Here is a 13,862-nt window from a genome sequence, read left to right as displayed (position 1 = left end):
TCCCTCCCCTGAACAGGCGCCTCGAAAGAACGCTCTGTTACCCAAAGTCGAGTTACCAACACCAAGCATCAATCAATTAAATTCTGATGATCCCCTGTTAGAAGCCGCACAACGTGCTCCTGTATTAGCTTATGCGAACGCACAACAAGGCAAAAAAGATTCACAAAGCAATGACGGTGCTTTGCCTCACCAACTGGAAAGCAAACCTGATGAAACAACACAACGCTTTAATCATCTTCTCAAACCCACAGTGCTTGAAGGTATTCGAGCCTCAACCCTTGGTAATCGAAATTATATCATCACGATGGGAACGTCTATTCCTTGTATCTTAGAAACAGCCATCAGCAGTGATCAACAAGGTTTTGCTAGTTGTATTGTCTCCAGAGATATTTTATCCGACAATGGTCGTGTTGTGCTTCTTGATAAAGGCACCCAAATTGTTGGAGAATATCGCGCTGGATTGAAAAAAGGCCAAAAACGTCTCTTTGTGCTATGGAATAGAGCAAAAACCCCCAATGGTATCATTATATCCTTAGCTTCACCGGCAACAGACAGTTTAGGACGCTCTGGAATTGACGGTGATATTGACAATCATTGGTTAGAGCGAATTGGATCTGCACTTCTTGTCTCCTTGATAAAAGATGCAACAAGCTATGCCAATAAACGTTTATCAAAAAAACAAGAAAAAGAAGAGACTGAAACAGTCTCTTCAGGACAAAACATCGCCAATATTCTTGTCGAAAATTACGCCAATATTCCTCCAACTTTATCCAAAAACCAAGGGGAAATGGTGAATGTTTTTGTTGCCCGTGATTTAGATTTTTCCGGTGTTTATAAACTGAAAATCATCGAAAACAAAAAACAGATTATCAATCGAGCTGTCTCAAGAAACTTTTACAAAAATTCTGCGATACCTTTAGAATGAACCAAACCTTACACACCATGTGCGATGAAACCGTCGCGATTGTTCTCACAAAACTTGAGCCGATCAGTGTTTTTTTGAAAGATGAAAGTCTTTTTGAAATTGTTATCAATCGTCCCTATCAAGTAATGACGGAAGGGGTTGATGGCTGGAAAACAATAGAAGCACCGGCTCTCTCTTTTAATGAGCTTATGGGAATTGCGAAAGTTGTCGCCTCCTATTCCAAGCAAAATATATCAGATAAGAACCCAATATTATCCGCAACTCTGCCAGGCAATGAGCGCATTCAAATTGTCATTCCACCAGCTGTTGAAAAAGGCACAATTAGTATGACAATTCGTAAACCATCCTCACAGAGTTTTTCTCTTGAAGAACTGGCAAATAAAGGTCTTTTTTCGCACTGTGAACAGATCTCTTTCACACCATTAAAAGATTATCCTACACGTTTTAATGAACTCAAAATCACCGAGCATAACTTAGCCACTGCCTACTGTAATAAAGACTTTGTTTTCTTTTTAAATCAAGCTGTAAAATGCCAAAAAAATATTTTGATTGCCGGAAAAACTGGCTCAGGGAAAACAACATTATCAAAAGCATTAATCGCCAAAATTCCTCAAGACGAACGTATTATCACCATTGAAGACACCCAAGAATTGGTGATCCCACACCCCAACCATGTCTCGATGATCTATTCAAAAGATGGACAAGGCTTAGCTTCAGTTGGTCCCAAAGAACTCCTTGAATCATCCCTACGGATGCGACCTGATCGTATTCTTTTGCAAGAACTTCGAGATGGTACAGCCTTTTATTATATCCGCAATGTCAATTCAGGTCACCCAGGTTCCATTACGACGGTCCATGCCTCAACAGCCCTTGCAGCCTTTGAGCAAATGACCCTTTTAGTCAAAGAAAGTGAAGGAGGGGGTGATTTAGAGCGTGATGATATTCGAGGTTTATTGATTTCAATGATTGATATCATCATCCAATGCAAACGGGTTGAAGGAAAATTTAAGGTTACAGAAATTTATTATGATCCCTTCAAACAACGGAATATCTTTGGCGGGGACTAGAATAAGATCACATCGGTTGAAGGCTTTTTAAAGCAACAATTGTCCATATTGCCCATAAAAGGAAAAATGCATGAAAAGCAAAACAACAGGAAACAGAGAAAACCTTTTATCGATAACAGCGGAAGAATTAAAACAACGCCGTCAAGCCGTTGATACCGCCATCAATACCCATACGATAGAAGGGATAACGCTTCATCCCACAACGCTAAAAATTTTAGAAGAATACGCAAGGGGAAATATTTCACTCGAAGAATTTAATACCCTCATGGACAACGTAACTTTATAAGGAAGCACGATGCCAAAAGCAAAAGAAAAAACCAAAAATATACATCCCTCTTCTCCTCATAATTATCTCTATCCAGGGACCCAAATACCCAAAAATAAATATAAAGAAACAAATTTAGATCTCTTTTGGGAAAAATGTTCGCATGATATAGAAAAAGGATTAGAAAGGCTGCGTCGTGAATCTATTCCAGAGCATTTTGATTACCATTATCTAAGCCATATCCATCACCATTTGTTTAAAGAAACATTTGAGTGGGCTGGAAAGATCCGCTCTATTCCCTTCACATTTTCAGACGAAAGCGTTGCGGTCATACCAGAAATGAAAAGAACAGAATATAACAATGTTTTTGCAAGCGATAATGAGATTGAAGAAGGCTTACAAACATTAAATAAAACACTTGCAGAAAAAGATGATTTGAAAGGCTTAACACGCAAAGAATTCATTTTAGAAGCCGTACCACTCTTTATCTCTCTCAAAAATATACAACCATTCATAGATGGCAATGAACATACAATAAACTTTTTTTTTGAAAATCTTGCTAAAGGTGCAAATCATCAACTTGACTTTTCCCTTGCAACAAAAGAACGCATGATGATGGCCTATACCCAAGCCGCACACTCTGGCAATGCACAAGCAATGAGAGATCTTTTTGAAGATATCTCTCACCCAGAAAAAATACGTCTTTTACAGGAATTTATGAACAATATGAAAAAAAGCAAACAGGATGTAAATGATCGTCTTGTTGTGGTTGCAAAGGAAGATGAGACCTACACCGGCATTTATAAAGGGGCTCATTTTGATGGCTTTATACTCGATGTGGAAGGGACTTACATCATCGCCAGCAAAGCAGATCTCACCTTAGAACAACAAAAAGCGTTAAAACCCGGTGACCAATTTACCTTTACAGCTCCTAGAACAAAAGAACTTGAAAAAATTCTCATTCCAGAAGGAAAATTAGCCCCTTTGACAAAAAATGAAAAGGCTGAAAGGGTTGCAGAAGATGCCTGTGTTCAAACAGCGCGAGACCAAATTCAACAGTTGGCAAAAATTGTTTACGGCAACGCAAAAACATTAGACGAACAAATGGTCGCGATTATTAAAAATCCAAGCTTAGGTCAACAGCTTGCCAACCAGATTGAAAAGGCACCAGATTCTGTTGCTCATCTTGCAGGTGTGAGTTTATGTGGACTTCAAAATAAGACACGTGCAAACGCTAAAAATCATCTTGATATGCTTTGTACTGCCGTTGCAAATTTTGCCCATTCTGTAAAACATGCAGAGAAGGAAATTACTCAAGAACATACAACAAAACAAGAACGCCGTGCAAAAACAGTAGAAATGCCAAGTCAAAGTTTGCAAGATCTTTTTTCCTTGCCAAAAGAATTACAGCAAGAAGCTTTAGCAAAAAATCTTGGACTTCAAAAAGAGCTGACGACCTTTGTAAAAAAAATCAATAACCGTCTCTCAGAAAATGAACATAAAGCTGTCAAAAATAATGCGTATGAAACATTAGCTCAAAGCATTGGTGTCTCAGAAAATAAAGCCAAGCAAATTACGCAAACCATTAAGCAAGCTAAAGAAGTACACCAACAAGCCTATGCCCGCACAGTTAACCGTTCAAATGTGCTCGCTATGGCCAGCTAATAAGGATGGATAAAACCTTCCTCTTTCATGAGAAGAGCGCATAAATGAAAACGAGTTAGCATTATCCTGCGCCTTTGTAAAAAAGAGTATTGCACCCCTGAAAAAAGAGCATTTTGCAGTATATTCTAGAGAGAATTGAAAGTAATATACAATGAAATATACCAAGACACAAATCGTCCTTATTTTAACGCCTATTGCTTTAGGTGCTTTAACGATATTCCTTGTCCCTCATTTTTTGTTGCTGATAACAAATGGACTAAGAAGCGATCAAATGTATTGGACCCTTCGTTCAGAGCCTTTATTAGTCTTAGCACTAACAGCTGCTGTTTCATTGTTGTATAGTCTCTCGCAAAAACTGCACTTGCGTAAAGTAATCACTTTTGTTTCCCTGGTCTTTTTTGCTACCATTGCTTTTTACTATATTTGGGGTGAAATAAAACGTTTAAGTCCCTATGTTGGTCAACAAGGAATAACGTGGAGCTATGCACTTCAATTCATGGATCCCATGGTTGTCTTTGGCATCATCATTGGTAGTTTTTTTTTCATCATTCAATTCATCACAACCACTCCGCCTAGAAATAGGGTCAAGCGTGCCAAAAAAGGTGTTTTTGGTGAGGCCGCATGGATGAATTTAAGAGAAGCAGCAAAAATCTTTCCTGCCAATGGGCAAATTGTTGTCGGGGAAAGGTACCGTGTGGATCAAGATAATGTGTGCAAAATTCCTTTTTCTCCTGGCAATAAAACAACATGGGGCAAGGGTGGAAAAGCACCTTTGCTAACCTTTAACCTTGATTTTGGTTCAACCCATATGATTTTTTTTGCTGGCTCTGGTGGTTATAAAACCACAAGTACAGTGGTTCCTACGTGTTTAACCTATCCAGGCTCTGTTATTTGTCTTGATCCTTCAACAGAAGTTGCCCCAATGGTCAAATTTGCGCGTCAAAAAATGGGCAATAGAAATGTTATTGTTCTCGATCCTAATTCACTTTTAACAAAAAATTTTAATGTTATCGATTGGCTTTTAGATGACAGCGTCCCACGCACACAACGTGAAGCGAATATTGTAAGCTTTTCCAAACTGCTTCTTACAGATAAGAAATCAGACAATTCTTCAGCGGAGTATTTCTCGACACAAGCCCACAATCTTTTAACAGCTCTTCTTGCCCATGTCATATTTTCAGAAGAATATGAAGACGATGAGCGCAATTTAAAAACATTGCGTGGAATTCTCTCTCAATCAGAAACAGCGGTTGTTAATCAACTACGTATGATTCAAGAAACTACCCCTTCTCCTTTTATTCGCGAAATGGTGGGAGTTTTTACAGAAATGGCAGAACAAACCTTTTCAGGCGTTTATACAACCGCCTCAAAAGACACCCAATGGCTTTCTTTGTCCAATTACGCAAATCTTGTCTGTGGCAATGATTTTTCCTCCTCAGATATCACCAATGGCAATACAGATGTTTTTCTCAACCTCCCCGCCAGCATTTTAAACAGTTATCCAGCAATTGGACGTGTGATTATTGGTGCTTTTCTCAATGCTATGGTTACAGCAGACGGAAAGTATAAAAAGCGTGTTTTATTTGTCTTAGATGAAGTTGATCTTTTAGGCTATATGAATATTTTAGAAGAAGCGCGTGATCGTGGACGTAAATATGGAACATCCTTGATGCTCTTTTATCAATCTTCTGGTCAGTTGGTCAATCACTTTGGAGAAGCAGGAGCACGTTCATGGTTTGAAAGCTGCTCCTTTGTCAGCTATGCTGCTATTAAAGACCTTCAAACAGCGAAAGACATTTCAGAACGCTGTGGTCAAATGACTGTTGAAGTCACCGGAACGAGTAAATCGAGAGGTTTATCTTTAGGAAAGAGTTCTTACAACATCAATTACCAACAAAGAGCTCTTATTTTACCCCACGAAGTTATTCAAGAGATGCGTCAAGATGAACAAATTATTCTTATGCAAGGACAACCCCCTCTGCGATGTGGTCGCGCCATCTATTTCAGAAGAAAAGAAATGTTAGCCGCAGCAGCAAAAAACCGCTTTGCCCCACAAAAGAAAAGCTAATCCCCATGACTAAGATATACCCACAAAAAACATATATTCTTATTTTTTTAAAAAAGCCTATGAACAAAAAAATCCCCCCGCTACCATACAAGAAAAACTAAAGTCAAAAAGTCCGTGTTTTTTCTTCTTTTTTATATTTTGTGCATCGTTTTACCAACGCGCCTATGATCTTTAAAAGTCTTTTATAAAAAAAATCCTATACACCCAACCAAGAGCGACACCAATAACTTTACTTGAAAAAGGAACACACTTTTACAAAGTTTTTCATATATAATTTATATAAAATATTGATTTATAATCATAATTTATCTAAATTTATGTAAAATGAAAAACCATCTAACCTAAGATTCTCTCATCTTAAATCTATTGCCTGTTCAATCAAAACTTTGCCACTTGCACATCATATGCAAAGAGCCTCATAATAGAGTAAAACAGTACAAGAAAGATATGCCTTTTCGTAAAATACCTCAAGATTCAAGGGTTGATCGGCAATATTTTAGCGCTAGCAAAGTGTGTGATAGTTCCAGTTTATAAAGCATAAAAATGGGGGCACGCAACAGATTTTACACACTTCATGAGATCTTTACCGTTGTACCATTCATGACCCTTCATCAAATGGGTAATGTCTTAAAACAAGCTTGAGAAGATGTAATCCAATGATGTTCTATTTTACCTAAAAGACGTACCTTCCATGAAAGAATATCATAAATAAAAGATTTATCTTTAAGCTAAAAGCGCTCAAAACATCCCCATCATAAGTACTGATTTTTTCCCAAAAAATATTTGAGATATACACAAAAATGAATAAATCATTCTTATACAAGCTGCTCCCCCTTTAATATATCATAACGTGTTCTATTTTAACAATTAAGCGCCGAAAAAATGCCTTTCTCTCACAAACAAAAGAAAGGTTTCTCCCTTTTATGGATCTTAAAGCAGCGCAAAAAGTAACAACAGCAAGTAAAAAACATTATGGAGAAAAATTCTTGATGACTGCTTTTATCCCTAGATCTCCCAACCTAAGTGCTGTGTATGAAAAGTCCCAAAGCCACCCGATAACCAAGAACAATCCTCTCCGCCATATCTGCATCCTTTATCAAAGTGCTCTTGCAAACAACATTAAAGGCAAAACAGCAAAAATCTTAAACAACATTTTTCTTTTTAGCCTCTTCCCTTTACCTCAAAGAATGAAAATTTTACTCCACGTTGGTTTATCCAAAATCCATCTCAAAAATCTATCTTCTACCCCCTTATGGGATTCATATCGCCATCTTCAATATCACCATCCTAGAGCACTACAGAACCATAAATAATCCGGGAACATCAGAGAAGCTAAAATAAATGAAAAAAGGAATAGGCATGAAAACAATCGCAACAGAACAGTGTGCACCTCTCACACCAACAGCTTTCAAAAGCCTTACAAAACCGTTGATACAACCACCCATACACGTGAAGAAAGAGTCCTTTCTCTCATAACACTCAAAATCTCAAAAGAATACGCGAAGGGGAATTTTCAACATAACCCGCGTTTAAGGCGCGTATCAACCACCATCCTATCTTCTCAGGAGAGCAATATGTTAGAGCAAAATTATTTCTATAAAGGAACCCCAACACTCAAAAATAAATATGGCATCAAAGACCCACAAAAACTGTATGAACGCATGGCCCATGACACAGCCAGAGAGGCTGTTAATTTTCGTCATGAACCACCCCCCCTAAAATTTGATGCCACTTATCTCAAATTAATCCACTGGAGCCTTTTTCACCACGCTTTCGAATGGGCAGGTCAAACCCGCGATACATCCTTTACGTTTGAAGATGGTAGCACTGCCCGTATGCCGGCGATGCGTCCCAAAGGTTATGAAACTCCTTTTGCCGTCGGTTCGCAGATAAAAAAAGAGCTCAAACAACTCGAAAGAACACTGAACGAGAAGAATAATTTAAAAGGTTTATCACGCCAAGAATTTGCTGAAAATGCCGCTGACGTTTTTATGGCGCTCGAGCATGCACATCCTTTCCGAAAAGGCAATGGACGCGTTCATCGAATGTTTATGGAAAAACTTGGACAAGCAGCAGGTCATACCATTGACTTTTCGTTCACCACAAAAGGACGCATGACAGCAGCCAGCATTGAAGCCATGCAATATGGCAATTCCCAACCGATGAAAGATCTTTTTGAAGATATCACCCATCCGCAAAAATCTCTCATTTTAAAAGAATTTACCTCCCAGATGAGAGAAGCTGGATTGGATGAAATAAACAACCGTGTTGTTGTTGCCGCAAAAGAAGGGGTCGCCTATGAAGGAATCTTTAGAGGCGCTTCAGCAGAAGGGTTTGTTATGGAAGTCGAGGGAGGATTTGTCGTGGGCCACAAAGATAATCTTTCCCCAGAACAGGTCAAAACATTACAGAACGGCGATCGCCTCTACTTTCAAAAAACCAACATTCAAAATGTAAAAGAAACCCTCATTCCACAAGAAACATTAGTCCCTCTCTCCCCTGAAGAGTTATTTGCAAAAGTTTCAACTGACCCTTATGTTGAAGCAAGCCGAAAAGAAGTCCAACAGTTATCAAAGGTTGTTTATGGCAAATCCCACGCCTTAAAGACAAAAATGGATGCTATAACAGCAGATCCAAGCTTGGGAACTCAAATTGCCGATGAAATTTTAGAAAACCCTCAATCTGTTTCTAAACTTTCAGGGAGAAAAATGTTTGACATGAAAAGCCCAAATCGCAGACATGCCGAACAGGCTGTTCCAAAACTCAGCCAATCCCTTAAAGATTATAGCGCAATAACACAACAAACAAAAAATGAAATTCTAGAGAACCATCAAAGAGAACAAAATCGCCGGAGTGCCATAGTTGAAAAACCTGGAAAAAATTTACAAAATCTTTTTTCTTTACCAGAAGAACAACAAAGGGAAGCTTTATTGCATTCTCCAGCACTACGACAAGAACTCCATACCCTTTCCCGCCAACTACACAATCGTCTCTCCTCAGATGAACGTAAAGCCATACAAGAAAAAGATCATACAAGACTGGCTTGTCTTCTTGGGACATCGGAAAGCAAAGCCAAAGAAATTGCACAGACTTTCAAAAACACCAGAGACGCCCAATATCAAGTTCGCAGCTTAGAAGTTAGTCGCTCCTCATCACTGGCTCTAACCGGCTAAAGGCGCACTCCCTTTTGCCTTCCAACAAAACACTTGATCCTCATCATTTTATCGCGCTTATCTTCACGAATTGTTTTAAAATGTTACAAAAAAATAGTCCGAACAATGGGTCCTATAATTTATTATAACTTATTGATAAGATTTCACAAAAAAACTGTATAAAAGACATAAATCTCCATTACAATTTAATATGAATAGCGCGAAATCTTTGGAAAGCATTCAATTGATATCTTCTTTTGTCTTAAAAGCTATCAAAAAAGTGGGGAATGCACCAAAGAGGTTTTCTAAAATATTGAAAGGAAACAGCCATGAAAAAAAGCCACCCACAACCAGAACCTCAAAATCCAGAAACCCAGAACCAAGAGCCCCTCTACGCACAAGTTAATAAATCACACAGAAGAGGCGGTCCGCGCATCCCAAGCCCAGAAGAAATACAAGCAGCAAACAGAAGACAGCCTCTCCAAGGAGCTTCCCCCTACAACACACCGCGCGGGAGATCACATACACAAGAAAACACCCCCTACAACACCCCGCGAACGGGAGCAGGTGGGTATGATACGCCCCCTTCTCAGCAACCACGAGAAACGCCCTATGCCCCTCAATACCCATTAGGAGCTACCCGTGCAGCAGCCGTCGCCGCTGCAAGAGGTTCGCGTGAACCTTCTCCAGAAAACCCTTCAAATCCCTATGCCGTCGTTAATTTGGGAACAGGTGAAACAGAATTCGAAGAACGAATAAATCCCCTTTATGACTCACCACACGGGAGTAAGCAGGATCTGCGCTCCTCCCAAAGACCAGAGGAACATCTCTATGAAGAAGTTGGTCCGCGAACACAAGGTGGACGCGCTCCCCAACAACCAATAGAATCTGTCTATGCAAAATTAGGTATGGGTGCTGAAGGCGGACAAGAATCCCTACAACGGGAAAATCCCCTTTACGAAAGCGTTGGCAGAGCAGCAACGCCCCCTCCCCAAACCCCTAAAGATGTGGTTACAAGCAGGCTTTTACAAAGCACAGAATTTCAATATGGTGTAAGAGAAACCCAAGAGTGGTGCAAAGTTGTTTATGGTAACCCACATGCCTTGAATGAACAACTTTCAAAGATTCTTGAAGATCCTCAAAATGCTGATAAGGTCTTATGGAACCTTGCAGCCGATCCTGAAAGCGCTGGAAAAATTGCTGGGCGGCAAGTCCTTGGCATAAAAAGCTCTGATCGCAGAGCCGCTGAAGACGCTTTTTCTCCCCTTTGCTCTGCTCTTGAAAGACATATAGACAAAACAAAAAAGCTCCATAAACAATTTACACGTGATCTGGAAAGAGGTCAAAAACAGGAAAATCCAGAAAGAGACGAACACAGACATCACCATCACCGTCGTCATCACACAAGAGGACAAAATCCTGAGAGTCCAGAGCACAGCCCACAACGACAAAGACATGGAGAAAAAGGAATGGCTTATGCCATGTAAAGGGGCATAAAAATATAAAAGCAGATTAATTTTTGTTTTTTATATCATTTCTTTTGCAGTGAATTTTTTGGCGTAAATCGTTTTCTTGCGGTTGCGCCAAGAATTGTTTTAAAGTGTTACAAAAAATAGTCCTAAAAATGACCCCCGTTATTTATTATAACTTATTGATAAGATTTCATAAAAAAACTGTATAAAAGACACAAATGTTCGTTACACTGATTTTGAATAGCGCGAAATCTTTGGAGGCCATTTGATGCGATATCTTTTTTTGTCTCAAAACAAACAAAGCATAAAAAGCAAAAATGCCCCAAGGAGGTTTTCTAAAAATATTGAAAGGAAACAGCCATGAAAAAACATCAACCACACCCTTCTGCAAATCCAGAACCCCTCTATGCACAAGTTAAAAAACCAAACAGAGGAAACCAGCACAGACAAAACCCAGAGGATGACGTTCTATACGCATCCGTGAGCACTGTTGATCCTCTTTCAAGAGGTGGTCGCAATCAACAAAAGCTTTCAGAATCTGAAACCGACTATACAACGGTTGCTCCCCCAAAACGCGAAGAGGAGGTTCTATACGCATCTGTTAGCACTGTTGATCCCCTTTCAAGAGGTGGACGCAATCAACAAAAGCTATCAGAATCTGAAACCGACTATGCAACGGTTGCTCCACACCAAAGAGGAAAACCTTCAGCTTCCCTTACAGCTGAGCAAATGAGTGTACAGCTTTTAAAAGATCCAAAGGTCCAAGCATATGCAGAAGAAGTCGTGCATTGGAGTCAAGTTGTTTATGGCAATGACACGCTTTTCCAGAAACACTTGCAAGACATCCTTAAAGATCCCCGTAAAGGAAAAGAACTCTCAGATCGACTTGCTGAAGATCCTGAAAGCATGGGAAAAATCGCTGGTCGCCAAGCGCTTGGCATAAAAAGTCAAACACGCAAACAAGCTGAAGAGGGCTTTAAACCGCTCGTTGATGCTCTTGATGGTTATACACAGGCTGTAGGAGAAACAAGAGAGAGGCTTTTGCAAACCCCTCACGCGGAGCAAAGACGCCATCAAGAACATCATCAACAAGCTGAAAGACACCATCATCATCACCACCACGAAAGAGGACAAAATCCTGAGAGTCCAGAGCACAGCCCTCGACAACAAAAACATGGAATGGCTTATGCCATGTAAAGGAACATAAATATAAAAACAGATTAATTTTTGTTTTTCATTTAATCTTTTTTTCAGTAAGTTTCTTGGCGCAGATCGTCTTCTTACGATTGCGCCAAGAATTGTTTTAGAATGTTACAAAAAATAGTCCTAAAACGGTCCTAAAAATGGACCCTGTAATTTCCTATAACTTATTGATAAAATTTCACAAAAAAACTGTATAAAAGACACAAATGTCTGTTAAGCTGATGATGAATAGCGCAAGTCTTTGGAGCGCATATCAGTTCGACGTCTTCCTTTGTCTCAAAGTAATCCAAGTATAAAGAACGAGTATGCACCAAAGAGGTTTTCTAAAATAATTTTTGAAAGGAAACGTGCATGAAAAAAGATCACCCTCACCCTTTTCCATCCTCTTCAATCAAAGAACTGATAGAACTCTACGAAAAAGCAGCGGCAGAAGTCTCTGGTACTCCCCCCCTTCCTAAAGAAACGCCTTCAAAAAGCAAAAGACTATCAACGATACTAGAACAAGATGAAGAAAGCCTCTCTCTTGTAAGAGAAGAAACGATTACGGAGACAAATGCACAAGCATCCGTTAGGATAACGAATCCAACAACACCTCTCTCAAACGCGCGCGCAACCCAAACACCGCAAGAAACTGAAACAACACGTATAGCAGCTACTCCACAAGCTGCCCAAAGAGCAATAACACGACTCTCAGAAGAACAAATCTCTCTATTACTTCCCCACCATTCATTGGTTCAAGCCTATCAAGAAGACATCCAACGTTTATCGGAAAGAGCTTATGGCAACCCCAACATTTTGCAAGAAAAAATGCAAGAAATTCAAAAAAATCCTCAAGTGGGAGAAGAGCTTTCATGGCGCATGGCAGCTCATCCTGAAAGCATTGCTAAACTTTCCGGCAGAAACATGTTGGGCTTAAAAAATCAAGCACGCCGACAAGCAGAAGAGAGTTTTTCCGCCCTCTGTGTCACCGTTGATGGTTATACAGAAGCCGTAAAACAGGCAAGAGAGAGCCTCTCACAATCTCCAGAGCAAGAACTCAAAAACTATGAACGTCTTATGGGAAAAGACGCCGTCTCTGAGCTGCTGAAAAAACCAAATCATCGTGAAAAGGAAAGTCTTTCAGAGGACGAAATGTCCACCAAAATTCACCAAAATTCAAAAGTCAAAAGACACCATGCCCAAATCAAATATTGGTGCGGAGTTGTTTTTGGCAACGAAAACATTTTGCAATCACAAGTGAAAGAACTTTTCCAAAATCCTGAAACAATAGAACCGCTCGCACAGCAACTTGCTGGAGATCCCAAGTCTATTCACAAGTATGCCGGTCGCAGCTTAGGGGGGTTAAAAAATAAAGCACGCGTCCATGCTGAATCGGGTCTCTCTTTCCTCATTGATGCCCTTGACAATTATGCGACAGCTGTCGCACAAGTCAAAGAGAGTCTTTTACAAACTGAGCAAAGACAACAAGAACGCCATGAAACATCTGAGCGAGTGCAAAACTTGCAGCAACAACAAAACGTCTCACAGTCTGCTCAACGCCTTGAATCTTCACCAGTAACGCGTGAAGGAACAGCGCCCTCTACCCAGCAAAGGGAAAGAGAAGCAGATTTGCGTCCGCGCAAAACAACTGCTCCAAAAGCAATGGCTTTTGCTAGCTAAACAAATATAAGTTTTCACATTGCATCCAACATCTTGGCGCAACATAAGAGAGGGGTGGTTTGCGCCAAGAAAAAGGGAATGTTGGAACAAAGTTCATTTTCCCACCACTTAATCTAAGTTATTGATAAGTAAGTCTTTATTAAAGATTAATCATAAACAACATCAAGAGAGTAAAATCGTGTGAAACCATTCAGTTTCATATTCTCTCTCATAAAATCAAAGTGAAAAAGCATAAAACAGAATAAACACCAACGCATATTCTTAATTAGTATTTAAAAACAATATTGGAAGAGTTTGAAAGGACCATGCATGAAAAAAAGAAATCCCTCCCCTTTTATCACCGAAATGATGGAAAAATTTCAACAACAAACTGAACAATCCCCCAC

10 protein-coding genes are annotated in these 13,862 nt (G+C 39.7%); all 10 read left to right on the top strand.

Annotation, left to right across the window (positions count from 1 at the left end):
- Nucleotides 1-925 (top strand): type IV secretion system protein VirB10 (gene virB10 / locus FS875_RS08025; protein ID WP_144755430.1); only part of this gene is annotated, 925 nt, incomplete at its 5' end.
- Nucleotides 922-1,992, top strand: coding sequence for a P-type DNA transfer ATPase VirB11 (virB11, locus tag FS875_RS08020; protein WP_144755427.1), 1,071 nt, complete (start codon nucleotides 922-924; stop codon nucleotides 1,990-1,992). The genes virB10 and virB11, both read left to right, overlap by 4 nt.
- 70 nt (nucleotides 1,993-2,062) lie before the next feature.
- Nucleotides 2,063-2,278, top strand: a complete 216-nt coding sequence (locus FS875_RS08015) for an antitoxin VbhA family protein (protein ID WP_144755424.1) — start codon at nucleotides 2,063-2,065, stop codon at nucleotides 2,276-2,278.
- Nucleotides 2,279-2,287: 9 nt separating this feature from the next.
- Nucleotides 2,288-3,922 (top strand): BID domain-containing T4SS effector, encoded by a 1,635-nt coding sequence (locus tag FS875_RS08010; protein ID WP_144755421.1) that lies wholly within the window; start codon nucleotides 2,288-2,290, stop codon nucleotides 3,920-3,922.
- 151 nt (nucleotides 3,923-4,073) lie between these two features.
- Complete coding sequence (traG, locus tag FS875_RS08005; RefSeq protein WP_144755418.1) at nucleotides 4,074-5,990, top strand: Ti-type conjugative transfer system protein TraG; 1,917 nt, start codon at nucleotides 4,074-4,076, stop codon at nucleotides 5,988-5,990.
- Between the two features lie 923 nt (nucleotides 5,991-6,913).
- Nucleotides 6,914-7,303 (top strand): hypothetical protein, encoded by a 390-nt coding sequence (locus FS875_RS10265; RefSeq protein ID WP_166428913.1) that lies wholly within the window; start codon nucleotides 6,914-6,916, stop codon nucleotides 7,301-7,303.
- A gap of 261 nt (nucleotides 7,304-7,564) precedes the next feature.
- Nucleotides 7,565-9,163 carry a BID domain-containing T4SS effector gene (locus FS875_RS08000; protein WP_144755415.1) on the top strand — a complete coding sequence of 533 codons (1,599 nt, stop codon included), beginning with the start codon at nucleotides 7,565-7,567 and terminating at the stop codon, nucleotides 9,161-9,163.
- A 308-nt stretch (nucleotides 9,164-9,471) separates the two neighbouring features.
- The gene (locus tag FS875_RS07995; protein WP_144755412.1) at nucleotides 9,472-10,629 is read left to right on the top strand and encodes a BID domain-containing T4SS effector; all 1,158 of its coding nucleotides are present in this window, start codon (nucleotides 9,472-9,474) and stop codon (nucleotides 10,627-10,629) included.
- A gap of 345 nt (nucleotides 10,630-10,974) precedes the next feature.
- Nucleotides 10,975-11,811, top strand: coding sequence for a BID domain-containing T4SS effector (locus tag FS875_RS07990; protein ID WP_144755410.1), 837 nt, complete (start codon nucleotides 10,975-10,977; stop codon nucleotides 11,809-11,811).
- Between the two features lie 357 nt (nucleotides 11,812-12,168).
- Nucleotides 12,169-13,476, top strand: coding sequence for a BID domain-containing T4SS effector (locus tag FS875_RS07985; RefSeq protein WP_144755406.1), 1,308 nt, complete (start codon nucleotides 12,169-12,171; stop codon nucleotides 13,474-13,476).
- The last annotated feature ends 386 nt before the right edge of the window (nucleotides 13,477-13,862 follow it).

The organism is Bartonella saheliensis (assembly GCF_902162175.1).
Note: the sequence above shows the minus strand (reverse complement) of the source record. Positions and strands in the feature narration are given on the sequence as shown.

Excerpts from the sequence above, each read along its gene's own strand:
- FS875_RS07990 (WP_144755410.1), top strand. The coding sequence starts at position 10,975 with ATGAAAAAACATCAACCACACCCTTCTGCAAATCCAGAACCCCTCTAT.
- FS875_RS08015 (WP_144755424.1), top strand. The coding sequence starts at position 2,063 with ATGAAAAGCAAAACAACAGGAAACAGAGAAAACCTTTTATCGATAACA.
- traG (WP_144755418.1), top strand. The coding sequence starts at position 4,074 with ATGAAATATACCAAGACACAAATCGTCCTTATTTTAACGCCTATTGCT.
- FS875_RS07985 (WP_144755406.1), top strand. The coding sequence starts at position 12,169 with ATGAAAAAAGATCACCCTCACCCTTTTCCATCCTCTTCAATCAAAGAA.
- FS875_RS08010 (WP_144755421.1), top strand. The coding sequence starts at position 2,288 with ATGCCAAAAGCAAAAGAAAAAACCAAAAATATACATCCCTCTTCTCCT.
- FS875_RS10265 (WP_166428913.1), top strand. The coding sequence starts at position 6,914 with ATGGATCTTAAAGCAGCGCAAAAAGTAACAACAGCAAGTAAAAAACAT.
- FS875_RS07995 (WP_144755412.1), top strand. The coding sequence starts at position 9,472 with ATGAAAAAAAGCCACCCACAACCAGAACCTCAAAATCCAGAAACCCAG.
- virB11 (WP_144755427.1), top strand. The coding sequence starts at position 922 with ATGAACCAAACCTTACACACCATGTGCGATGAAACCGTCGCGATTGTT.
- FS875_RS08000 (WP_144755415.1), top strand. The coding sequence starts at position 7,565 with ATGTTAGAGCAAAATTATTTCTATAAAGGAACCCCAACACTCAAAAAT.